Source organism: Micromonospora sp. DSM 43699, from assembly GCF_055517075.1.
Genome location: NZ_JBTMMT010000002.1, coordinates 113,407 through 136,182, shown reverse-complemented (window position 1 = coordinate 136,182; position 22,776 = coordinate 113,407). Strand labels below are relative to the sequence as shown.

At 73.2% G+C, this 22,776-nt stretch carries 17 protein-coding genes; 14 read left to right on the top strand and 3 right to left on the bottom strand.

Features of this window, described 5'->3' with window-relative positions:
* The first annotated feature begins 19 nt into the window (after positions 1-19).
* From AC0AIB_RS01980 to AC0AIB_RS01940, 9 genes are all read left to right on the top strand, one after another.
* Positions 20-310, top strand: a complete 291-nt coding sequence (locus AC0AIB_RS01980) for an acyl carrier protein (RefSeq protein ID WP_328341818.1) — start codon at positions 20-22, stop codon at positions 308-310.
* 1 nt (position 311) lies between these two features.
* Positions 312-854 (top strand): 3-hydroxyacyl-ACP dehydratase FabZ, encoded by a 543-nt coding sequence (fabZ, locus tag AC0AIB_RS01975; RefSeq protein ID WP_328341817.1) that lies wholly within the window; start codon positions 312-314, stop codon positions 852-854.
* Between the two features lie 10 nt (positions 855-864).
* On the top strand, positions 865-2,895 hold the full coding sequence (locus tag AC0AIB_RS01970; RefSeq protein ID WP_465095872.1) for an N-acetyltransferase family protein: 2,031 nt from the start codon (positions 865-867) through the stop codon (positions 2,893-2,895).
* Positions 2,896-3,012: 117 nt separating this feature from the next.
* Positions 3,013-4,053 carry a hypothetical protein gene (locus AC0AIB_RS01965; RefSeq protein WP_465095871.1) on the top strand — a complete coding sequence of 347 codons (1,041 nt, stop codon included), beginning with the start codon at positions 3,013-3,015 and terminating at the stop codon, positions 4,051-4,053.
* A complete protein-coding gene (locus AC0AIB_RS01960) occupies positions 4,053-6,383 on the top strand; it encodes a beta-ketoacyl-[acyl-carrier-protein] synthase family protein (protein WP_328341811.1) in 2,331 nt (776 codons plus the stop codon). The genes AC0AIB_RS01965 and AC0AIB_RS01960 overlap by 1 nt, the downstream gene beginning before the upstream one ends.
* Complete coding sequence (locus tag AC0AIB_RS01955) at positions 6,380-7,036, top strand: 4'-phosphopantetheinyl transferase family protein (RefSeq protein WP_328341809.1); 657 nt, start codon at positions 6,380-6,382, stop codon at positions 7,034-7,036. Before AC0AIB_RS01960 ends, AC0AIB_RS01955 begins: the two co-directional genes overlap by 4 nt.
* Positions 7,033-8,184, top strand: a complete 1,152-nt coding sequence (locus tag AC0AIB_RS01950; protein ID WP_465095870.1) for a hypothetical protein — start codon at positions 7,033-7,035, stop codon at positions 8,182-8,184. The genes AC0AIB_RS01955 and AC0AIB_RS01950 overlap by 4 nt, the downstream gene beginning before the upstream one ends.
* A gap of 155 nt (positions 8,185-8,339) precedes the next feature.
* Positions 8,340-9,767 (top strand): DHA2 family efflux MFS transporter permease subunit, encoded by a 1,428-nt coding sequence (locus AC0AIB_RS01945; RefSeq protein WP_465095869.1) that lies wholly within the window; start codon positions 8,340-8,342, stop codon positions 9,765-9,767.
* Positions 9,768-9,817: 50 nt separating this feature from the next.
* Entirely contained in the window at positions 9,818-12,316 is a 2,499-nt protein-coding gene (locus tag AC0AIB_RS01940) for a class III lanthionine synthetase LanKC N-terminal domain-containing protein (protein ID WP_328341803.1), read from the top strand.
* Positions 12,317-12,701: 385 nt separating this feature from the next.
* Here AC0AIB_RS01940 and AC0AIB_RS01935 read toward each other — a convergent pair whose 3' ends face one another.
* The 3 genes from AC0AIB_RS01935 to AC0AIB_RS01925 all read right to left on the bottom strand — a co-directional run bounded on the left by AC0AIB_RS01935 (position 12,702) and on the right by AC0AIB_RS01925 (position 15,860).
* On the bottom strand, positions 12,702-13,310 hold the full coding sequence (locus tag AC0AIB_RS01935) for a response regulator transcription factor (protein WP_328341801.1): 609 nt from the start codon (positions 13,308-13,310) through the stop codon (positions 12,702-12,704).
* The gene (locus tag AC0AIB_RS01930; RefSeq protein ID WP_328341799.1) at positions 13,285-14,490 is read right to left on the bottom strand and encodes a sensor histidine kinase; all 1,206 of its coding nucleotides are present in this window, start codon (positions 14,488-14,490) and stop codon (positions 13,285-13,287) included. Before AC0AIB_RS01930 ends, AC0AIB_RS01935 begins: the two co-directional genes overlap by 26 nt.
* 323 nt (positions 14,491-14,813) lie before the next feature.
* Positions 14,814-15,860: a DUF4192 domain-containing protein gene (locus tag AC0AIB_RS01925; RefSeq protein ID WP_465095868.1), complete on the bottom strand. Its 1,047-nt coding sequence runs from the start codon at positions 15,858-15,860 to the stop codon at positions 14,814-14,816.
* 154 nt (positions 15,861-16,014) lie between these two features.
* Between AC0AIB_RS01925 and AC0AIB_RS01920 the strand changes: the two genes are divergently transcribed.
* From AC0AIB_RS01920 to AC0AIB_RS01900, 5 genes are all read left to right on the top strand, one after another.
* Positions 16,015-16,929 (top strand): fructosamine kinase family protein, encoded by a 915-nt coding sequence (locus AC0AIB_RS01920; protein WP_465095867.1) that lies wholly within the window; start codon positions 16,015-16,017, stop codon positions 16,927-16,929.
* Positions 16,926-17,939, top strand: coding sequence for a GTP 3',8-cyclase MoaA (gene moaA, locus AC0AIB_RS01915; protein ID WP_328341794.1), 1,014 nt, complete (start codon positions 16,926-16,928; stop codon positions 17,937-17,939). Before AC0AIB_RS01920 ends, moaA begins: the two co-directional genes overlap by 4 nt.
* 1 nt (position 17,940) lies before the next feature.
* A complete protein-coding gene (locus tag AC0AIB_RS01910) occupies positions 17,941-18,189 on the top strand; it encodes a MoaD/ThiS family protein (protein WP_328341792.1) in 249 nt (82 codons plus the stop codon).
* Positions 18,190-18,201: 12 nt separating this feature from the next.
* Complete coding sequence (locus AC0AIB_RS01905) at positions 18,202-19,449, top strand: metallophosphoesterase (protein ID WP_328341790.1); 1,248 nt, start codon at positions 18,202-18,204, stop codon at positions 19,447-19,449.
* Positions 19,450-19,576: 127 nt separating this feature from the next.
* Positions 19,577-22,771, top strand: coding sequence for a UvrD-helicase domain-containing protein (locus tag AC0AIB_RS01900; RefSeq protein ID WP_465095866.1), 3,195 nt, complete (start codon positions 19,577-19,579; stop codon positions 22,769-22,771).
* Positions 22,772-22,776 lie beyond the last annotated feature (5 nt).

The window sequence follows — 22,776 nt, the reverse complement described above, 5'->3', positions numbered from 1 at the left end:
TCCCGAAAGGACCCATGAGATGACTGTCGCCACCTACGACGAGATCCGTACCCAGGGCGAGCGTCGGCTCGCCAAGAACCTGAAGGTCAAGACGATGATCATCGACCGCCTCGGGCTGGAGATCAGCCCCGAGGTCGTCTCCGACAACCAGCCGCTGTTCGGCCGCGGCCTGGAGATGGACTCGCTGGACACCCTCGAGGTCGTCGTCATGGTCAACAACGAGTTCGGCGTGTCGATCAGCGACGACGACGCCCAGGCCTTCGGCTCGGTCAACGCCCTGCTCGACTTCATCGAAGCCAACGAGGCGTGAGATGACCATCGTGCAGGAGGCACCGGCCGCCCGCCGGCCGGTGCCGGCCCCCCGCCGCGGCGCGGAGGCCACCGGGAGGTACGCGTACTCCTCCGACCAGATCAAGCGGATGCTCCCGCACCGCTGGCCGATGTTGCTGATCGACCGGGCGTACGACGTCGTCCCCGGCGTCTCCGGCAAGGGCATCAAGAGCGTCTCGGTGAACGAACCGTTCTTCGCCGGCCACTACCCGGACCACTCGATCATGCCGGGCGTGCTGATCGTCGAGGCGATGGCGCAGCTCGTCGCGGTCGTCTACGTCGCCGAGATCGTCGAGGCCGACGCGTCCGCCGCGACCGCCGACGCCTCGCAGTCGGTCGGTTACCTCGGCTCGATCAGCTCGATGAAGTTCAACCGGCTGGTGGTGCCGGGTGACCAGCTCACCCTGGAGGCCCGGCTGGGTCAGCGGTTGCAGGGCCTGCGGTCGGTGCAGGTCCGGGCCAGCGTCGGCACGGAACTCGCCGCCGCCGGATCGCTCATCGTCACCACCGAACGACGCGGATAGGAGGTGCAAGGTGTCCATCACGGTCCGCCCCTACCAGCCCGGCGACGCGCACGACATCGCGGAGCTCTACAGCCGGTATCCCGACAATCCGAACCCGGTGCCCGGAGGCATCAGCGCCGGCCACGTCGAGCGTGAACTCGCCGGGCGGCACACGGCGGCGTTCTTCGTCGCGGTCGACGACGAGGACGTGGTGGGCACCTTCGGCCTGTTCCGCAGCACCGGTCGCCGCTCGGCCCGGGACGGCGAGCTGATCGCCGACATGTTCTTCGTCGCCCCGGCGTACCGCAACGGCCTGCTCACCGGCCGGTTGTTCACCGAGGCGATCGAGTGGATGATCAGGTCGCGGTGCCTGGTGCTGCGGCTGACCGTCAACCCCGCCAACGCCGTCGCGTTCCGCCTGTACCGCCGGGTCGGCTGCGTCTCGGTGGGGCAGGCGATCCCCGGCGAGGACGGCAACGTCGAGCTCTACAACTACATCCCGCTGATCCTGCGCGGCGTACTGGACGACCTCGACCAGGCAGTGCTGGCCGAGTTGGGCAGCATCACCGCCTTCGGTGGGGTGACCGGCGCCCGCACCGACGACCTGCGCAACGACGTGGAGGTCGTCGGCGGGGTGCGGACGGTCACCTACCGGCTCGTGTTGGGCCCGTTCGAGGTGACCGCGGTGGTAGACGTGGACCGCGGCACCCTGCTCCGGGCCCGGATCGCCCACCCGGACGGTTCCGGGCGGGCGTTGCGGGTCACCCAGCCGCCGTACCACCTGGAGCCGCCGAAGCCGGCCCGTTCCCACCGGTTCGGCACCGGCCGGATCTTCGGGCTGGTCGACGGCTCGGACGGCACGGTACGGGTGTTCTGCGCCGGCCACGTCGGGCCGCTGCTGGTCTCCACCTGGCCGGGAGGCCGCCCCGACCGGGCCGCCGGGTGGCGGGAGAGCCAGCCCTGCGACCTGGAGATCACCCCCATCGACGACGGCGTACGCATCGTCGAGCGGATCGGCACCGGCGCCCTGACCAGCACGGTCACCCTCGTCGACGGCCGCCTCGACCAGCGGTTCCACTCCACCGGCCCGCTCGGCCGGGTGTTCCAGACGGTCGGCCTGCGGCGCGGCACCTTCACCGTCCACGACGCGGGCACCGGGGCCACCCGACGGCACCTGATCGGGCTCGGACTCGGGGTCCGGGACGCCTCGGAGCTGGTCGCCGCCGCCCAGCGACCGGCCGCCGGCAGCGAGCTGACCTGGGATTCGGCCCTCGTCAGGGTGCGCATCCGGGTCGACGAGCACACCGGAGTGGTCCACTCCTGCCTGCTGGAACGCGGCCTCGAACCGGGCCCGGACGGGGTGGCGCGGCTGCACGCCGACTTCGGTGCGCCGCCGTCGCCGCAGCCCGCCGGCACCCCCGCACCGGCGGTCGGGCCGTCCCGGCGGATCAGGGCGGACGCCCGGGCCGGCGGAATCGTCTCCTGGCTGGACGGCAGCACCAAGGTGCTGCGCAGCCCGTACCCCCGCAGGAGGCCCTTCGCCCACAACCCGCGCTGGTCGGCCGGCATGTGGGTGACCACCGAGCGGGACCGGTTCAGCCGGGACAGCGGGGTGGGCTGGGGCGTCGCGTCGGACACCGGCTGGGAGGAGAAGGAGCCGCTACGCCTGGTCGCCGTCGACCAGGGCCTGGACTGGCAGGTGATGGTCCCGGCGGACCCGGCCGGCGCGGTGCTTGTCGACGTCCGTGCCCCCGCCAGCGCCGAGGAGGTGGTGCTCTGGCTGACCCCGAACGTCGTGCCCCGGGGCCGGGTGACGGTGCCGGATCCGACAGGTGGCGTCTGGCAGCTCGACCCGGCCGACGTCTGGCAGATCTGGACCCGGGAGGTCACCGTTCCCCTTCCGGGTGGCCGCCGGCTGCACTGCCGGCCCGGCCCCGGAGCGGCCGACGACGTGGAGATCGTCGTCCGGTCCGCGCCGGGTGGCCTGCTCCTCGGCTGTGTCGCGCAGGCCGGCGGCATCGAGGAGACCCGCAACACCTGGCAGTTGACCGTGCACTCCTGACGATCCTGCCCCCTGACCCTCAGCACACCATCGCTGTCCCTCATCGCACCATCGCTGTCCCTCATCGCACCATCGCTGTCCCTCAGCACACCATCCCTCATCCGAAAGGCACTCGTCATGACCATGCTCGACATCGCCCAGCCGACCACCGCGGCCCGCGACTACCACACCGTTCGCAGCACCGTCGGCGTCTACCAGGTCACCACCCCGTTGGTCCGGATCACCGGCGACGACCGGCTGGCCCTGCTGGACTCGTTCCTCTCCAAGTCGAGCGACTTCGTCGAGCCGGAGACCGTGCGGGAGGTCCTGGCCCTGACCGCCGGAGGCGACCCGTTCGCGATCTTCCTGCACCTGGAGCTCAACGAGGAGAGCTGGCTGCTGGCCCGCAACCCGGTCGAGGTCGGCGCGCTGCGGGACTACCTGGCGGCGCTGGAGGTCCCCGACGAGGTGACCGTCGAGGTCGCGCCGGCGGGCTGGGGGGCCACCGCGTTCGAGGGCCCGCAGGCCTGGTCGGTGGCGGCGCAGTTCGTCGACTACGACATCTCCGGCCTGACCCTGCACGCGGTCACCGAGGTGCAGGTGCCGGATGCCGACGGCGCGGCGTTCCTGGCCCGGGTCGGCACCACCGGCGAGTACGGCTACCTGCTGGTCTCCGAGGCCCCGGAGACGGCCCAGGACGTGGTGCTCTCCTCGGCGTCCGGCATCGGCGGTGGCGCGGTCGGCGACGAGGGCCTGGCCCGGGTGCAGGCCGAGGCAGGGATGGCGGTCTACCACCGCGGTCTCGCCGGCCTGTCGGTCAACGACGCCGACCTGGCCTGGATGATCAGCTGGGACCGGATCGGCGACTTCCTCGGCTCGGCCGACCTGGAGCCGCCGACCGCCGGGTCGGCCAAGCTCACCGCCCTCGCCAGCCCGTCCGGCACGACCTTCGCCACCGGCACCGCGATCCTGGCCGGTGCGGTGCAGGTCGGCACGGTCTCCTGGCAGACCCCCTCGGCGAACCCGGACGAGGAGCTGGTCATGGGCGTGCTCGACGCCCCGTTCTGGGTGCCGGGCCTGCCGCTGCGGGCCGAGGCCACGGACGGCACCGTCGTGCCGCTGACCACTGTCACCCTGCCCCGGGTCTTCGCCGCCTCGTCGCACACCCGGATCGGCTGATGTCGGCCGCAGTGGTCGCCGTCACCGGGATCGGCCTGATCACCGGTGTCGGCGAGGAGGCCGACAAGAACTGGGCGGGGATCGTCGCCGGGGTCACCGGAATCCGGGAGAACACCCTCTTCGACACCAGCGAGCTGCTGACGAGCTGGGCCGGCCTGGTCACCAGCCCGCAGCGGGAGGACCTGGACCGCTGCTACAGCCTGGCGGCCACGGCGGTCCGCGAGGCGCTCCGGCACAGCGGGCTGGACCTGGACACCGTCGACCGGGACCGGATCGCCGTGGTGGTCGGGTCCAGCCTGGGCGCCATGCCCACGCTGGAGGGGGTGCACCGCAGGTTGGTCGAGACCGGCGAGCTGGACGCCGTCGGCGCCGCCGGCTCGCAACTGCCCTGCGTCGGCGACTTCGTCGCCACCGAGTTCGACCTGCGCGGCCCCCGGGTGGTGCTCTCCAACGCCTGCGCGGCCAGCGCGGTCGCCATCGGGTACGCCGCCGAGCTGCTCTGGCGCGGCGACGTCGACTACGTGGTGTGTGGCGGTGTGGACCCGCTCGCGACGCTCTCGGCGTACGGCTTCACCGCCCTGGGCGCGCTGGACCCGGAGCCGTGCTCCCCGCTCTCCGCCTCGACCGGGTTGACCCTCGGCGAGGGGGCCGGCTTCCTGGTGCTGGAGGCGGCGGACGCGGCCCGGGAGCGGGGCGCCCAGGTGCTCGCCGAGGTGGGCGGGTACGGCCTCTCCTGCGACGGGTACCACCAGACCGCCCCGGACCCGGGTGGCAAGGGCGCCGCCGCGTCGATGGCGCAGGCGCTCGGCACGGCCGGCCTGCGTGCCGAGGACGTCGACTACGTCAACCTGCACGGCACCGGCACCCCGGCCAACGACGTGTCCGAACCCAAGGCGCTGAAGCTGCTCTACGGCACCACACCGCTGCCGCCGGCCAGCTCGACCAAGTCGATGGTGGGCCACACCCTCGGTGCCGCCGGCGCGGTCGAGGGCATCGTCAGCACCCTGGCGATCAGCCGGGGCACGATGCCTCCGACGATCAACACCAGGGGTCTGCCGGCCCCGTCCGGCCTGGACATCATCCCGGACACCGGCCGCCCGGCCGCCCCGGCGGTGGTGCTGTCGAACTCGTTCGCGTTCGGCGGCAACAACGCCTCGGTCGTCTACACCCGCCCGGGTCACCCGCCGGTCGGCCCCCGGGGCACCGACCCGGTACACGCGGTCGTGGTGACCGGGGTGGCCGGTCTGGCCGGTTCGGCAGGTGACACGGCCGCCCTGGTCCGGGCGTTCACCGACGGTGAGATCTGCTTCGGGGCCACCGAGGAGGTCCCCGGCCGGGGCCGGGTGCCGGTCGGCCGGGTGGACACCCGCTCGCTGGTGAAGAAGCTGAACCCGGCCAAGGCCCGGCGGATGGACCCGCTGAGCATCCTCTCGGCCTCCGTGGTCGGCGACCTGTACGCCCGGCACGGCAAGCCGTCGCGGGCGGAGGCCGAGTCCACAGGCATCGTGTTCGCCACCGGGTACGGCCCGGTCACCTCGGTCAGCCAGTTCCACCGGGGGGTGCTGGACAGCGGCATCACCGGCGCGAACCCGCTGATCTTCCCGAACACCGTGGTCAACGCCGCAGCCGGGCACGTCGCGATGCAGTACCGCTACCGGGGGTACACCGCCACGATCGCGAACGGCGGCACGAGCGCCGTGCTCGCCCTGCAGCTCGCGTCCCGGGTCATCGCGCGTGGCGCGGCGGAACGGATCGTGGTGGTCATCGCCGACGAGTTCCCCGAGCTCGCCGTCCGTACCCAGGCCAGCCTGCCCGGGTACACGGTGGACGGGCAGGTGCGGCCGGGTGGTCGTACCGGAATGGTGCTGAGCGAGGGCGCCGCCGCGATCGTGCTGGAGAGTGAGGCGGCGGCAGCGGCACGCGGCGCGCGGGCGCTGGCCCGGATCCGTGGGTTCGGCGCCTCCGGAGAGCCGGCCGGGATCGGTCGGATCGGCACCGGCGGCCATGCCTGGGCCCGAGCCATGCGGGTCGCCCTGGACGAGGCGGAGGTCGCGCCGGAGCAGGTGGGGACCGTGGTGTCGGCGGCGTCCGGCTTCGGGCTGGTGGACCGGGCCGAGTCCCGGGCGTTGCGCCTGGCCGGCCTGGCCGGACGGCCGACTGTCACGCCCAAGGCCGTGTTCGGCGAGTCCTACGGGAGCGCCGCCGCGCTCGGTCTGGTGGCCGTGCTCAGCGGTGTGCCGTCGGCGGGGACCGTGCTGCTGTCCAGCTTCGCCTACGGCGGCAGCTACGCCGCCGCGGTGCTGGACGTGCCCGACGGGCGGTCCCGGTGAGCGTCGCGACCCTGCCGGCACCGGTCACCCCGGTGCCCGCAGGGGCGGCGACCGGCACGGCCATCGACTGTCTGATCGTCCACCGCGGCAACACCCCCCGGGACGCGTTGGGCAACCGCATCTCCGACGCCGGCCGCTGGCTGGTCACCACCGCCGCCGCCGACCTGTACGGCACGGACCTCCGCGGCCGGCTGACCCGCGACGAGCACCACCGCTGGCAGGTGCCCGAGCACGGGATGCACCTCTCGGTGGCGCACTGCGGGCAGTACAGCGTGGTGGCCCTGACCACGGCCACCGAGGTCGGGGTGGACGTGCAGGACGAGCGGGACCGTCCGCTCGCCCTGGCCTGGCTGGGTGACCTGCTCGGTCACCCGGCCGGGCGGCCGGCCACGATCCGCGACTTCGTCGAGTGCGAGGCCCTGATCAAGGCCTCGCACCTGACCAAGGAGACCTTCGCCGGGGTCCGGCTGCCCGGGTGGCGGTACGGCTGGCGTCCCGCGCAGGTCGGCTACCAGCTACTCAGCACCGAGCTGGGCGTCGACATGCAGGTCGCGATCGCGGCCCGGGAGGCGGTTCCGGTGCGCTGGTGGTGGCAGCGGCGTGGGCAGGCCGGTCCGCGCCGGATCAACGACCCGGCAGAGGTGAGGGCATGACGACGACGATCGAGAGGACGTACGCCCGCAAGGTCTCCCAGATCGAACGCGGCTATCTGAACGCCGCGTCGCAGGGCACCCACCAACTGATCCAGACCGTGGTCGAGGGCGTCGGCGAGATCGACCCGGTCGCGGTGCGGGAGGCGATCCGGATCGCCACGGCGGCCAGTCCCGGTCTGGCGGTGGTCCGGCGGGGGCCGGTGTGGCGCGCCGGCGGGCCGCTGCCGGCCGTGGTGGTCCATCCGGCCGGCAGCGGGTTGCCGTCGGGCACCCTCGGATCGGACATCGACGTGGTCCGTGGGCCGGTGTGCGAGGTGCACCTGGTGCCCGGGCCGGTGACCCGGCTGGTCGTCCGGGTCAGCCACGTCGTCACCGACGGCCGGGGCCTGCAGCAGTGGCTGGCCGACGTGTTCCGGGTGCTGCGCGGCGAGGAGCCGGTCGGCGCACCGGCGGTCGTCGACGACACGCACTTCCGGGCCGCCGCAGGCACCGTGCCACCGGCGCCCGCGCCGGCCAGGGTCGCCGGTTTCCCCGCGATCCTCGGTGCCGGGCCGTCCGGCCCCACGCCGCTGTGGGTACGCCGTACGGTGCCGGGCAGTCCGTCCGGGGTCACCGCGCGGGTGGCCGCCGCCATCTCCCGCCACCTGCGGGGCGACGCGGGCCGGCTGATCGTGCCGGTGGACCTGAGGCGGCACGACCGGACGGTGCGCTCCACCGCCAACCTCAGCGCCCAACTCCTGCTCGACCTGCGCCGGGGCGACGACTGGCGGCGGGTGCACCGGGAGTTGCTCGGTGCGATGCTGCGCAAGCGGGAGGTGGCCCGCCTCGCCGGCGACTTCCGCCGGAGCAATCCCTTCGCGAACACCCTGGCCGAGGCGCAGGAGCACACCGACGACCGGTTCCCGTGCACGGCGATCGTCTCGGACCACGGGCCGGTGCACCTGGAGCGGTACCACGCGCCAGGGTTCCGGCCGGTGCGGTTCTACACGTTGCCGATGCTCGTGCCGTACGCCGAGATGTTCGTCAGCTCCTGCCAGACCGGGGACGGGACCGAGCTGACCCTGTCCTGCCGGGACCGGATCGGCGCGCGGGAGGCCGCCGAGGCGATCCTCGACGACGCGGCCGGGCTGCTCACCGAGGTCTCCTGACGTACGCGGTTCGTCCTTCGCTCTTCTGCCGACGTTTCCTCCTGCTCGCAGCCGTGGGTTTTATCTTCCTAAATCATGATGCAAGGAATGAAATGACCATTACCGCGCAATCGCCCGCCCTCCGCGAGCCGGAAACCGGGCCGGCCGACACTCCGGTGACGACCGAGCAACCGCCCGAGCCGACGACACCGTCGTCCGGCGCGATAGTCGCCATGGTGGTGTCCATCGCCGGCGCCTTCCTGGCCCTGCTCGACACCACCATCGTCAACGTCTCCCTGCACGACACCCAGGCCAGCTTCGGCGGGCTCGACCGGGTGCAGTGGGTGCTCACCGCGTACCTGCTGGCCCTGGCCGCGACCATGCCGGTGACCGCCTGGCTGGCCGACCGGTTCGGCCCGAAGCGGGTCTTCCTCGCCGCCGTCGGTCTGTTCCTGGTCGGCTCGGCCGCCTGTGCGGCAAGCCCCACGCTTATCTCGCTGATCGCCGCGCGCGGGGTGGCCGGTGCTGCCGCCGGCGTGCTCACCCCGATCTCCACCGTGCTGCTCACCCGCGGGGTGCCGCGCGAGCAACTGGCCAAGGTGCAGATGCTCAACGGCAGCGTGATGCTGATCGGCCCGCTGCTCGGCCCGAGCGTCGGCGGTCTGCTGGTGCAGGCCTGGGGCTGGCCCGCGGTCTACGCGATCAACATCCCGATCTGCCTGGCCATCCTGATCGTCACCGCCCGCCGGGTCGCCCCGGACGACCTCGCCGCAGACCGCCCGCGCCGCAGACTCGACGTGCTCGGCCTGCTGCTCGGGGCCACCGGCACCGTCAGCGCGGTAATGGCGATCCACGGGTTCGCCGACGGCGGCAGCTGGTCGTCGCGGGTGGTGTGGCTGCCCGCCGGAATCGCGGTGGCCGGCCTGGGCCTGTTCGTGCTGCGCCAGCTCCGCACCCCGAGCCCGCTGCTCGACCTGCGCCTGTTCCGCCACGGCGTGTACGCGACGGCCGCCCTGAACATCTTCTTCCTCGGCTTCGTGCTCTACGGCCCGATGGTGATCATTCCGCTGTACTTCCAGGCGGCGCGCGGTGAGACGGCGGTCGTCACCGGCCTGCTGCTGTCCACCTCCGGCATCGGTGTGGTCGTCGCCGGTTTCCTCTGCCGCAAGCTGCTCAGGCGGCTCGGTGGCGGGCGGACCATGCTGATCGGCATCTCGCTGACCCTGTTGGCCACCCTGCCGCTGATCAGGCTCACCGCCGACACGTCCTACCTGCTGCTCTGCGCCAGCCTCGCGGTCCGGGGCGTCGGCACCGGCCTGACCGTCGTCCCGGCGATGACGCGGGCCTACGAGTCGATCCCGGCACGGTCGATCGCGGACGCCTCTCCGCAGCTCAACCTGCTGCAACGGCTCGGCGGTACGGCCGCCGCCGCCCTGGTGACCGTGGTGCTGCAACGGCAGGCGGTCCAGCAACACGGCCTGGTGCCGGCGGCCTTCGCGCACGCCTGCGTCTGGTTGCTGGCCACCTCGGCGGTCACCATGCTGCCGGCGGTGGGCCTGCTGGTCGCCGAACGGCGCGAAACCAGGCGGAACGTGGTCGGGTGACGGCTGTCCGGCCGACCCGGCGGTGATCAGCTCCACATTAGAGTCCGGACATGTTCGATCATCGATACCAGCAGTTGACGTTCCGGCCCGGGCCGTACCTCGACGCGCCCTGGTCACCCGGCTCCCCGCTGCTCGACGAGGAGACCCTGCCGGCGACGCGGACGGCCGGTAGCGGATGGCTGCGGATCGAGCACGGCCCCTGGCTGCACCTCATGCCCGGCCCGGTGGAGGCGGCCGACGGCTGGAAGGTCCACGTCGCCGCCCTCCCCTGGGACGCCGCCGCCGTCGCCGGAGTCTGCTGGGAGATCTGCCGCGAGCTGGGCGTCCCGGTCAAGCTCCTGCGCAGCCGTGGCCTGGTGCTGGCGAGCCAGCAGAAATATGCGGACCCGGCGGCCAGCGGCAAGGTGGTCACCTGTTACCCGAGCCCCCAGCGGCTGCGCAAGCTGTGCGAGGCGCTGGCCGGGGCGTTGCGTGGGCGCGCCGCGCCGCGGATCATCGGCGAGTTGCAGGTGCCGGACTCGCCGGTGTTCCTGCGCCACGGCGCGTTCCACGAGCAGTGGACCACCGGTGCCGACGGACGCCTGGTGCCTGCGGTCGGCGGAGACCGGCCCGACGTGCGAGGGCGGCGGGACAACGGACCGACCCCGGACGAGCCGTCGTACGTGACCGAGCTGCGGGCCGCCTCCGGCACCGCCCCGAGCGCGGCCGTCCTCGACTTCACCGACATCAGAGTGGTGCACCGGTCCAACGCCGGCGGCGTCTACCAGGCGCTCCGCAGGGACGGCCGGACGGTGCTGCTCAAGGAGGCCCGGCACCACGCCGGCCTGGACGCGGGCGGCTCGACGGCGGCGGTCCGGCTGCGGCACGAGTGGGACGCGCTGCGGCGTACCTCCGGCAGTGGGGTGACCCCGGAGCCCGTCGACCACCTGACCGTCGGCGACAGCGACTTCCTGGTGCTGGAGTGGATCGAGGGGGTGTCGCTGGCCGCCGCGGTGTCCCGGCGGCACCCGGTGGTCCACGGTGACCGCACCCCCGGCCGCGTCGACGGATACCTCGCCTGGGTGGACCGGGTGGTCACCCGGTCCCGGGCCGCGCTCACCGCACTTCACAGCCGGGGGGTGGTGCACCGCGACGTGCAGCCGGCCAACCTGATCGACACCGGCGACCGGGTGGTCGTGATCGACCTGGAGTCGTGCGCGATCGACGGCGTGGCGGTCGCCAGGGGAGTGGCCACCCCGGGCTTCAGCACCGGCAGCGAACGCCTGACCCCGGGCGACCCGGCAGCCGACCTGGTCGGCCTGCGCCGCGTGCACAGCATGCTGATCAACCCGATGACCCCGGTGCTGGAGCACCGCCCCGACCTGGAGAGCCACCTCAGCCAGGTGGGGCACGCCGACCTGGGCCGGGGGGAGGCACCCGCGCCGACCGGGGTGCCGGGGGAGGACCAGCTCGTCGCGGGCATCCGGGCGGTGGCCACGCCGGAGCGCGCCGACCGGCTCTTCCCCGGCGACGTCGAGCAGTTCTCCGGGCCCCGGGGTGGCCTGGGTCTGCTGTACGGCGCGGCCGGCGTGCTGCTCGCGCTCTCCCGCCGCGGTCACCGGCCCGACCCGGAGTGGACCGCCTGGTTGGTACGCCGGGCGCTGGCCGACGGGCCGTTCCCGCGCGGGCTGGCGACCGGGGCAGACGGCGTGGCCTGGACACTGGCCCGGCTCGGCGCGACCGGGGCCGCCACAGAACTGGTGGACCGGGTCCTGCTCGGCACCGCCGCCACCGCAGCCGCCCCGGTGCCCTGGTGGCACCACGGCGGCGCGGGCCGGGCGCTGGCCCTCGCCGGCCTGGGGCGACTGTTGAACCGTGACGACCTGATCCGGCAGGCGGCTGCCGAGACCGGGCGGGTGGTCGACGTGGTGCGTGCCGGGGACACCCCGGCCGGATACCGGCCGGGCCTGAGCCACGGCTGGAGCGGGCTGGGTCTGGCCCTGCTCGCGCTGCGGGACGCGGGGGTGCCCGGCGACCCGGGCGGGGCCGCACAGATCGCGCTGGACCGGGAGCTGACCGCGGCCACCCACCGCGGTGGGCAGCTGTTGACCCGGGAAGGATCGACGCTGCTGCCGTACCTGGGTCGGGGAAGTGCCGCTGCGGGCCTGCTGGCCATGCGGTTGCGCGTCGAACCGGGGTCGGACGGGCTCCGGCTGTCCCACCTTGAGCAGGTGGTCGAAGGCGTACGCGCGACCTGCGCGCAGCCGGTGGCGGTCTTCGCCGGCCTGCTGACCGGGCGCGGCGGCCTGCTCGCCGTCCTGGACGCGCTGAGCGCCGGAGACCACCCGATGCTCGCCGAGCACCGAAGCCGGCTGGCCTGGCACACGGTCCCCCGGCGATCCCCGGGAGGGGAGCCCTGGCTCGGTGTGCTCGGCGACCACAACCTGCGTTGCGCAGCCGACCTGGCCACCGGTGCCGCCGGCATGCTGGTCGCGGTGGCTCCCCGCCCCGGCGCGCTGCTGCTGGACCTGCTCGGTCTCGCCCCGGGGTGCCTAGCAGAACGCCGCTGACCGCGCAGCCCCGTTCCGTGGGTCGATGTCATCGATTTCGGGTCCGGGTGTCATCGACCCAGCCGTGGTCTGTCATCGGAAAATCGCAGCGATCTGTCACCCCGAGTTCCTGACAACGCCTACTACGGCAGCGCCCGGTGCTGCGAAATGCTGTTCTCGCCACGCACCACACAATGCGCCACCGAGCGACGGGGGAATCGATATGACGCTGGCCGAACTGCACGAGCTTTCGATCGCCGAGATTGACGGGGACACGCTGGCACTGACAACGAGCTTCGTCTCGGTCTGGTCGGCCTGCCTCTGACCGACAACATCCGGGAAAGGGGCTTTTGGGGGATTCCCGAAGGCCCCTTTCACTGTGGCATCGGCCGCCTTTACCGTGGTGTCAGATCCAACCGCTCTGCCGGGCCGTGTTCACCGCCTCGATGCGGCCACCCGCCTGCAGCTTGTTCATCGCGCTCGACAGGTAGTTGCGGACCGTCCCGGTGGAGAGGAACATCCTGCTGGCGATCTCCCCGGTCCCGTGGCCCGCGTGCACCAGCCGCAGGATGTCCTGCTCCCGAGCGGTGAGCGGGTTCGGCCCGGCCCGGAGCGCATCGGCGGCCAACTCCGGGTCGATCACCGTCCGGCCCTGGTGGATCGTCTCGATCGCCTCGATCAGCCGGGTGCCGGTGGTCGATTTGAGGAGGTAGCCGTTGGCGCCGGCGGCCAGCGCGCTGTGCAGGTGCCCGCTGCCGGGCAGCGCGGTCAACAGCAGCACCTTGCAGTCCTCGCCGTTGGCGCGCAGCTCGGCGGTCGCCTCGATGCCGGTCATCCCGGGCATCTCGACGTCCACCACGGCCACGTCCGGCCGGTAGGTGCGTACCGCGCCGAGCAGGTCCGCCCCGGTACGCACCCGGCCCACCACGTCGAAGGTCGGCTTCGTGCTCAGCAGGGCCTCGAACGCCTCGGCCACCAGCTCGATGTCCTCAGCGATCAGGATGCGCAGGTTCACGGTTTCCTCCCAGTTCCCCGCTGTCGTGCGGCAGTCGCGCGAGGACCCGGAAACGCTCACCCTCGACCGGCCCCGCCTCCAACGACCCGCCCGCCGCCACCGCACGCCTGCACAGATCGGCAAGCCCGGTGCCGGGAGAGGCCGGCTGGCCGGTCGGCAGCGCCGTGGTCCGCGCGGCACCGTCGTTGACCACCTCGACCGTCAGCAGCCCGTCCCGGTCCCGGATGGTGATCTCGCAGACCTGCGGGCTGGCGTGCCGGAGCATGTTGGTGATCGACTCGCGGACCACCTGGGCGGCCAGGAAGGAGAGCGGGCCGGGGGCGACCTCGTCCGCGGTCACCTCGTAGCTGATGCCGAGCCGGGCACAGAGCGCGCCGCCGGTGCTGAGTTCGTCCGGCAGGTCGACGATCACCGCGCCGGAGGTGAGCCGGCGCAGGCTGGCCTGACCACGGGTGATCGTCTCGTGCACCTGCTCCAACTGCTCCCGGGCCTTCGCCGGATTCACGTCGAGCAGGGCCAGGGCGGCCTGGTTGCGCAGGGACGCGGCGACCAGGGTGCGGCCGAGGATGTCGTGCAGATCCCGGGAGATCCGGTGGCGTTCCGTGTCGACGTGCGTGCGGGCCAGGTGTTCCCGGCTGTAGTGCGCCTCGGTCAGGGCCACCGCCAGGCGGGTCAGCGTGAACAGGACCACCGCCGTGAGCAGGGTGGTGAGCGGGATGCCGATCCGGCCGGCCAGGGTGGCGTCGCTCAACTCCACCTCACCGATGCTGGTCAGCCAGACGGCCAGACCGGTGAGCAGCGACCAGCGCACCGGCACGGCCAGCGCGGCTGCGGCCACGGCCACGCCGACCAGCGGCCAGGTGTCGCTGAGCTCCTCGTTGACCAGGCCGAGAACGACGACGACCACGGCGGTGAGCGTGGTGCGACGGCTCCACCCGCGGCGTAGCACGTGACGTTGCACGACGAGGAAGCCGAGGGCGACGACCACGCTCATCAACGTGCCGAGCACCCGTACGGTCGGCGTCAGGGTGGCGTCGACCTGGGTGGTCAGCGACCCGAAGGCGAGCAGGCAGAGGAAGGCGAGCACCAGCCAGGAGGCGACCCGCACCGGTTGCATGAACCGGGGCGGTCCGTCGGTGCTCTCGGGGAGTGCCTCCGTCGCGCTGCCGCGCCGATCCACCGTCACACCCCCTATTCAGCCACCCTCAGCGCGCAGACTATCCCAGCAGTCATCTTGACGGGCCGCACCATACTCCCCGTCGACAATAGGGGCATAGAAGAGAGATGTCTCCTTTGTAGATCGTTGTCGGGTCGGTTCCCCACCCGGCCGTGCCGGCGAATGTGACAGAAGGTGCGCGGGTATGCCGCACATGTCACGTCGTCAATACCGACCGTGTCGGCGCCTATTTGTAAGCGACCGGAGCTGCCATTCCGAAACGGACAGCTGACGGCGGCCGGTCAGCCGATCGACTTCAACCTGCCCCGGCCCGCCCACTCGGCCGGTCAGCGATGGCGGCGGGGTCGGCGACGGCGACGGCGGAGCACTCCCGGTTCGGTCACGGCGGGCCAGCCGTCCAGGTCGGACGGTGGCACACCGCGCCGGAGCAGGTCGTCCAGGAGCAGCGCGAGGGTGTAGTCGGGGCGGAGGGTCAGCGCCCGTTCCAGCGCCACCGCGGCGAGCGCGCCCTGGCCGGCCCGCCAGGCGGCGAAGGCGAGCAGGCAGGCCGGGGCCGGGACCAGCTCCTCCTCGGCACGGCGCAGCACCTCACCCCACAGCGCGATGTCCTCCTCCCGCCCGTCGGTGCGTTCCCACGCGTGGTCGCGTACCGGCAGGTGGGTCAGGAGCAGGGTCAGCCAGGCCACCTCGTCGTCGGTGAGCCGCTCGCCGCGTCGGTGTCGACGCTGGGCCTGGCGTACCGCCGCCACGCCGGCCCGCCGGATCGCCCGCTCGCCGAACTGGTCGGTGGCGGGCGCGGCCTCCAGCAGCTGGAGCAGGCGTCGTTCGGCCCGGTCGCCGGCCCGGCGCAGCGCGACCCGGTCGACGCCCTCGGCGGGGGCGACCTGGGCGGTGAGCGCCGCCCGGTCGGGGAGCGCCACCTGACCGGCGTAGACGGCGGCGGCGGCGACCTGACTGGCATCCGGGTCGTACGGGGTGCCGTCGGGTGGGCAGCAGTCCGGCGCTTCGCACAGGTACGACCAGTATCGGCGGCCGGTGACCCGCAGCGCGTCGAGCACGGGCAGTCCGAGTTCGGCCAGCGCCGACCGGACGGCGTCCAGCGCAGGGGTGACCCGTTCGGGTGGACCGAACCCGATGAGGGTGGCCGAATCGGCGTCCTGCCGGGCGAGGACGTCACCGAGGTGGCGCGCCGGCAGCAGCGGGTCGGTGCCGGGCCCTGGCAGGTCGGCGCGGGCGGCGAAGACGATCCGCCGGCCGTGCATCGCCACCACGACGATGCTGTCGGTGGGATGGAAGCCGAGCAGGTACGGCACGGCGGTGATCAGGTCGGCGGGAGAGCGGACGGTGAGCCGGGGGCGGTCGGTCGCGTTCATGTCCGGCAGCCTGCGGCGAGTGGGAACGCCCCCGACAGGCCCTGTGGACGACACCCGGGTTATCCACAGATACGCAGGGTAGTTCTGCAGGTCACCCGCGTTTCAGCAGGCGACGCGGCCCACCCGCGTCGGTCCGAGCGGCTACCTTGCGCTGATGGACCTGGCGTACCTGCGGGCGCACCCGGAGCACCTGCCCACCTTCCTGACCCACCAACGCATCCGGGAGACCCCGGTGGCCGGCGGGGACAGCTGTGCGGCCTCCCGGTTGACCCTTGACGACGGCCACTCGGTCTTCGCCAAGACCTGGCCGGAACGGGCCGGGCGACTTGTGCCGGAGGGCTTCTTCGCCACCGAGGCCGCCGGGCTGCGCTGGCTGCGGGAGGCCGGCGCGGTGGCCGTACCGGAGGTGGTGGTGGCGTTGCCGGAGCTGTTGGCGCTCGACTGGGTCGAGCCGGGCGAGCCGACGCCTCAGGCGGCCGAGCGGTTCGGTCGGGAGTTGGCCGCCACCCACCGGGCCGGCGCTGCCGGGTTCGGGGCGGCCTGGCCGGGGTTCATCGGCACCCTCACGCAGGACAACACGCCCGACGACGGGCCGTGGCCGGACTGGTTCGCCCGGCGGCGACTCCTGCCGTACCTGCGGATGTCGGTCGACGGCGGTGCGCTCGACGGCCCGGACGCCGCGCTGGTCGAGCAGGTGGTGGCGCGGGTCGGCGAGTTCGGCGGTGACGAGCCGCCGGCCCGGCTGCACGGCGACCTCTGGCCGGGCAACCTGCTCTGGGGCGCGGACGACCGGGTCTGGCTGGTGGACCCGGCGGCACACGGCGGTCACCGGGAGACGGACCTGGCCCAACTGGCGCTCTTCGGTGGCCCACCGCACCACGATCGGATCATGACCGGCTACCGGGAGGTGTGGCCACTGGCCGACGGTTGGCGGGACCGGGTGCCGCTACACCAACTGCATCTGCTGCTCGTGCACACCGCCCTGTTCGGCGGGGCGTACCGCGACGCGGTAGTCGATGCGACCCACGCGGCGCTGCGGGGCGTCGGCCGCGCTACGGTCGACGGGTGACCGCCGCCCCGACGACCGCCGGCGTCCTCGCCGACCGGTACGGCCGGATCGCCCGGGACCTGCGCGTGTCGCTCACCGACAAGTGCAACCTGCGCTGCACCTACTGCATGCCGGCGGAAGGGCTGCCCTGGCTGGCCGGGCCGCAGTTGCTCACCGACCAGGAGATCGTCCGGCTGGTCGGGGTCGCGGTGCAGCGGCTCGGGGTGACCGAGGTGCGGTTCACCGGTGGCGAGCCGCTGATCCGGCCGGGGCTGGTCGGCATCGTCGCCGCCGTGGCCGCGCTCACCCCCCGGCCCCGGATCTCGGTGACCACAAACGGCCTCGGGCTGGACCGGCTCGCCCCGGCGCTGCGCGACGCCGGGCTGGACCGGGTGAACGTGTCGCTGGACACCCTGGACCCGGCCCGGTTCGCCGCGTTGACCCGGCGGGACCGGCTGGCCGACGTGCTCGCCGGCCTGGCCGGGGCCGCCGCCGCCGGGCTCACCCCGGTGAAGATCAACTCGGTGCTGATCCGCGGGGTGAACGACGACGAGGCGCCCGCGCTGCTGCGGTTCGCCCTCGACCACGGCTACGAGCTGCGGTTCATCGAGCAGATGCCGCTGGACGCCCAGCACGGCTGGGACCGGGCCACCATGGTCACCGCCGACGAGATCCTGACCTCGCTGGCCGCCGGGTTCGCCCTCACCGCCGACCCGGCCGAGCGGGGCGCCGCCCCGGCCGAGACCTGGCTGGTCGGCGGCGGGCCGGCCCGGGTCGGGGTGATCGGCTCGGTCACCCGGCCGTTCTGCGGCGACTGCGACCGGACCAGGCTCACCGCCGACGGTCAGCTCCGCAACTGCCTGTTCGCCACCGAGGAGTCCGACCTGCGCGGCGCGCTGCGGGCCGGCGCGGACGACACCGAACTGGCCCGGCGCTGGCAGGCCGCCACGGTGGTCAAGCGGGCCGGGCACGGCATCGACGATCCGACCTTCCTGCAGCCTGTCCGCCCCATGTCGGCGATCGGAGGCTGAGGTGGACGCCCTCACCGTCCGGTACTTCGCCGGGGCGCGGGCCGCCGCCGGCCGCAGCGAGGAGACCGCATCCGCCGGCCGGCCCCTCGACGAACTGCTCGGTGAACTCGCGCACCGGCACGGCCCCCGGCTGGCCGCCGTGCTCCAGGTGGCGAGTTTCCTGGTCGACGGGGTGGCCTGCCATGATCGTCAGACACCGTTGCCGGCCGGGGCCACGATCGACGTGCTGCCTCCCTTCGCGGGCGGCTGAGGAAGGGCTGCCGTGTTGGCGATTCTGGGGTTCGTGGGCACGCTCGCGCTGGTCGTCGGCCTGATCCACTTCTACCTGTGGAAGCGGCTGATCAAGGACACCATCGGGCCGGGCCGGCTGCGGCGGGTCGGCACGGTCGTCGCGGCGGTGCTGGCGCTGCTCGTCCCGGCCACCATGGCCGGCACCCAGATCGCCGGGGCGTTCTGGCTGGCCTGGCCCGGTTACCTCTGGCTCGCGGTGATGTTCTACCTGCTGATCGTGCTGCTGGTGCTGGAGGTGCCGATGGCGGTCGCCCGGCTGGCGCTGCGCCGCCGCAGCGCCGCCGCCGAGGCGACCACCGCCGCCCCGGAACCGGCGCTTGTCGGTGCGGCCGGCAGCGCCGACCCGCCGGCCGCCGAGGCGGTGGACCGCCCCGACCACGACGAATCCCGTCGGTTGCTGCTCGCGAGGGGGGCAGCGATCTTCGCCGGCCTCACCGCCGCCGGCATCACCGGGTACGGCGTCCGCACCGCACTGGGCCCGCCACAGCTCGACCGGGTACGCATTCCGCTGGCCAAGCTCCCCCGCAGCATGGACGGCCTGCGCATCGCCACCGTCTCCGACATCCACCTCGGTCCGCTGCGCGGCCGGGCGCACACCGAGCGGATCGTCGAGATGATCAACCGGTTGGACGCCGACCTGGTCGCGGTCGTCGGTGACCTGGTCGACGGCTCGGTCGCCGAGTTGGGCGAGGCCGCCGAACCGCTGCGTGACCTGCGCTCCCGCTACGGCAGCTTCTTCGTCACCGGCAACCACGAGTACTACTCCGGCGTGGAGGAGTGGGTCCGCGAGGTCGACCGGCTCGGCCTGCGGGTGCTCCAGAACGAACGGCAGGAGATCCGGGCCCGGGGCGGGGTCCTCGACCTGGCCGGGATCAACGACGTCACCGCCGACGGCACCGGCCTGGCGGGCCCTGCCGACTTCACCGCCGCGCTCGGCGGGCGGGACGTCAGCCGCCCGGTGGTGCTGCTCGCCCACCAGCCGGTCGCCGCGCACGAGGCGGCGAAGTTCGGCGTCGACCTGCAACTGTCCGGGCACACCCACGGCGGCCAGTTGGCCCCGTTCAACCTGGCCGTCAAGCTCCAGCAGCCGGTGGTCTCGGGCCTCGGCGAGGTCGACGGCACCAAGGTCTACGTCACCAACGGGGCCGGTTTCTGGGGGCCACCGGTCCGGGTCGGCGCACCGCCACAGGTGACCCTGGTCGAGCTGCGCGCCCCGTGACCTGGCCGGGTGGGCGGAGAGGGCCGCACATAGCGTGCCCGGCCGGCGGAGTCCAGCACCGGATTGCTCTTCTCACGCGTACGCGTGGCGGCGGGCGGGTAGTGGACCGGCCGTGACAGGATGCGGCGTGCCTCCGTTCAACGCCGCTCCCCCTGGTGGCGTCCCGCCGTTCGTCGCGGACCTGCACATCCACTCGAAGTACTCCCGCGCGTGCAGCCGCGATCTCACCCTGCCCAACCTCGGTTGGTGGGCCCGACGCAAGGGCATCGGCGTGCTCGGCACCGGGGACTTCACCCATCCCGCCTGGTACGACCACCTGCGCGAGACGTTGCAACCGGCCGAGCCCGGCCTGTACCGGCTCGGCCCGGAGGCCGAGGCGGACATCGCCCGGCGACTGCCGCCCCGGCTGGCCGACGCGGCGGAGGCGGACCCGGTCCGGTTCATGCTCAGCGTGGAGATCTCCACCATCTACAAGCGGGACGACCGGACCCGCAAGGTGCACCACCTGATCTACCTGCCCGACCTGGACGCGGTGGCCCGGTTCAACACCGCGCTGGGCCGGATCGGCAACCTCGGCTCGGACGGTCGGCCGATCCTCGGCCTGGACTCCCGGGACCTGCTGGAGATCACCCTCGACGCCAGCCCGGACGGCTACCTGGTGCCGGCCCACATCTGGACACCGTGGTTCTCCGCGCTCGGCTCGAAGTCCGGCTTCGACGCGATCGCCGACTGCTACGCCGACCTGGCCGAACACGTCTTCGCGGTGGAGACCGGGCTCTCCTCCGACCCGGCGATGAACTGGCGGGTCGGCAGCCTGGACCGTTACCGGCTGGTCTCCAACTCCGACGCGCACTCCCCGCCGGCGCTGGCCCGGGAGGCAACCGTCTTCTCGTCGGCCCGGGACTACTTCGCCATCCGGGACGCGCTGCGCACCGGCGACGGGCTGGCCGGGACCATCGAGTTCTTCCCCGAGGAGGGCAAGTACCACGCCGACGGGCACCGGCTCTGCGGCGTCAACTGGTCGCCGGAGCAGACCCGGGCGGCCGGCGGGCGCTGCCCGGAGTGCGGCAAGCCGCTGACCGTGGGGGTGCTCAGCCGGGTCGAGGAGCTGGCCGACCGGCCCGAGGGGCACCGCCCGGAACACGCCCGCGAGGTGACCCACCTGGTGCCGCTGGCCGAGATCCTCGGTGAGATCAACAAGGTCGGTGCCCGGTCCAAGCGGGTCGAGGGGAAGCTCAACGAGCTGGTCGCGGCGCTCGGCCCGGAGCTGGAGATCCTCACCCGCACCCCGGTCGACGAGATCGGCCGGGTCGGCGGGGAGTTGCTCGCCGAGGGCATCGGCCGGTTGCGCCGGGGCGACGTGCGCCGGGTCCCCGGCTACGACGGCGAGTACGGCGTGATCACCCTCTTCGACCCCGCCGAGCTGGGCGGGTCGGGTGGCTCGGGGCAGGAGACGCTCTTCGACGTACCGGTGCCGGCGCAGCGCAGGCCGACGGAGCCGGCGGCGAAACCGAAGGCCAGACGACCGGCGGCGGCCAAGGCCGAACCGAAGCCGAAGCCCGTGCCGGCCCCGCCGCCGCCACCGATCGCCTCGACTCCCTCGCCGCACGAGCCGTTCGAGCCGATGCTCGCCGGGATGGAGGAGGTCGGCACCGGCCTGCTGGACCGGTTGGACGCGATGCAGCGGGTGGCCGCCTCAGCTCCGGGCGGCCCACTGCTTATCGTGGCCGGTCCGGGCACCGGCAAGACCCGGACGCTGACCCACCGGATCGCCTACCTCTGCGCGGAGCTGAACGTCTTCCCCGAGCAGTGCCTGGCGATCACCTTCACCCGACGGGCCGCCGAGGAGCTGCGACACCGGCTCGACGCGCTGCTCGGCCCGGTCGCCGAGGACGTCACCGTCGGCACCTTCCACTCGCTGGGGCTGAGCATCCTGCGGGAGAACGCCGGCGCGGCCGGGCTACCCGAGGGCTTCCGGATCGCCGACGACACCGAGCGGGCCACGGCGCGGGCGGAGGCCGGCGACGATCCGGCCCGCTACACCGCGCTGCTGCGCAAGCAGGACCTGGTCGACCTGGACGAGCTGCTGACCCTGCCGGTCGCGCTGCTCAAGGGCGACAAGAAGCTGGTCCGGGAGTACCGGGAACGTTGGCGGTGGATCTTCGTCGACGAGTACCAGGACGTCGACCCGGTGCAGTACGACCTGCTGCGGCTGCTCAGCCCCGCCGACGGCAACCTCTGCGCGATCGGCGACCCGGACCAGGCGATCTACTCGTTCCGGGGCGCGGACGTCGGCTACTTCCTGCGCTTCTCCGAGGACTTCACCGACGCCCGGCTGGTCCGGCTCAACCGCAACTACCGCTCGTCCGCGCCGATCCTGGCCGCCGCCGTCCAGGCCATCGCGCCGTCGTCGCTGGTCCGGGGCCGCCGGCTCGACCCGGCCCGGCTCGACCCGGAGGCCCCGCTGGTCGGCCGCTACCCGGCGGCGTCCGTCGCCGACGAGGCCGACTTCGTGGTACGCACCGTCGACGACCTGGTCGGCGGCCTCTCCCACCGGTCGCTGGACTCCGGCCGCATCGACGGTCGGGCCACCAGCCTGTCCTTCTCCGACATCGCGGTGCTCTACCGCACCGACGCGCAGGCCGCCCCGATCGTGGACGCCCTGGCCAGGGCCAACATCCCGGTGCAGAAGCGGTCCCACGACCGGCTCCGGGACCGGCCCGGTGTGCTCGCGATCGCCCGCGAACTGCGGCACGCCGACGGTCTCACCGGTGGGCTACCCGACCGGGTCCGGGCCGTCGGCCAGGTGCTCGCCGAGCGGTTCGCCGCCCCCACCCTGGACGCCGCCGGCACGGTACGCCCCGAAGACGTCCGCACGGCGGTCGACCTGCTCACCCCGCTGGCCCGACGCTGCGGCGACGACCTGGAACTCTTCCTCTCCCAACTCGCCACCGGGGCCGAGGTGGACGCGTTGGACCCGCGCGCCGAGGCGGTCACCCTGCTCACCCTGCACGCGGCGAAGGGGCTGGAGTTCCCGGTGGTCTTCCTGGTCGGCGTCGAGGACGGCCTGCTGCCGCTGCGCTGGCCCGGCTCGACGCCGGACGACGACGCGATCGCCGAGGAGCGCCGGCTCTTCTTCGTCGGGCTCACCCGCGCCCAGGACCGCCTCTACGTCAGCCACGCCGCCCGCCGGGTGCGGCACGGCTCGGAACGCGACTGTCGACCGTCGCCGTTCCTGGACGTCGTCGACCCGGGACTGTTCGAACGGTTCGGCGAGGCAGAGCCGCGCCGCCCCAAGGATCGCCAACTCCGCCTGATCTGACGGTC

Coding starts and splice junctions, on each gene's coding strand:
- AC0AIB_RS01980 (WP_328341818.1), top strand. CDS start 20: ATGACTGTCGCCACCTACGACGAGATCCGTACCCAGGGCGAGCGTCGG.
- fabZ (WP_328341817.1), top strand. CDS start 312: ATGACCATCGTGCAGGAGGCACCGGCCGCCCGCCGGCCGGTGCCGGCC.
- AC0AIB_RS01965 (WP_465095871.1), top strand. CDS start 3,013: ATGACCATGCTCGACATCGCCCAGCCGACCACCGCGGCCCGCGACTAC.
- AC0AIB_RS01960 (WP_328341811.1), top strand. CDS start 4,053: ATGTCGGCCGCAGTGGTCGCCGTCACCGGGATCGGCCTGATCACCGGT.
- AC0AIB_RS01950 (WP_465095870.1), top strand. CDS start 7,033: ATGACGACGACGATCGAGAGGACGTACGCCCGCAAGGTCTCCCAGATC.
- AC0AIB_RS01940 (WP_328341803.1), top strand. CDS start 9,818: ATGTTCGATCATCGATACCAGCAGTTGACGTTCCGGCCCGGGCCGTAC.
- AC0AIB_RS01925 (WP_465095868.1), bottom strand. CDS start 15,860: ATGAACGCGACCGACCGCCCCCGGCTCACCGTCCGCTCTCCCGCCGAC.
- AC0AIB_RS01920 (WP_465095867.1), top strand. CDS start 16,015: ATGGACCTGGCGTACCTGCGGGCGCACCCGGAGCACCTGCCCACCTTC.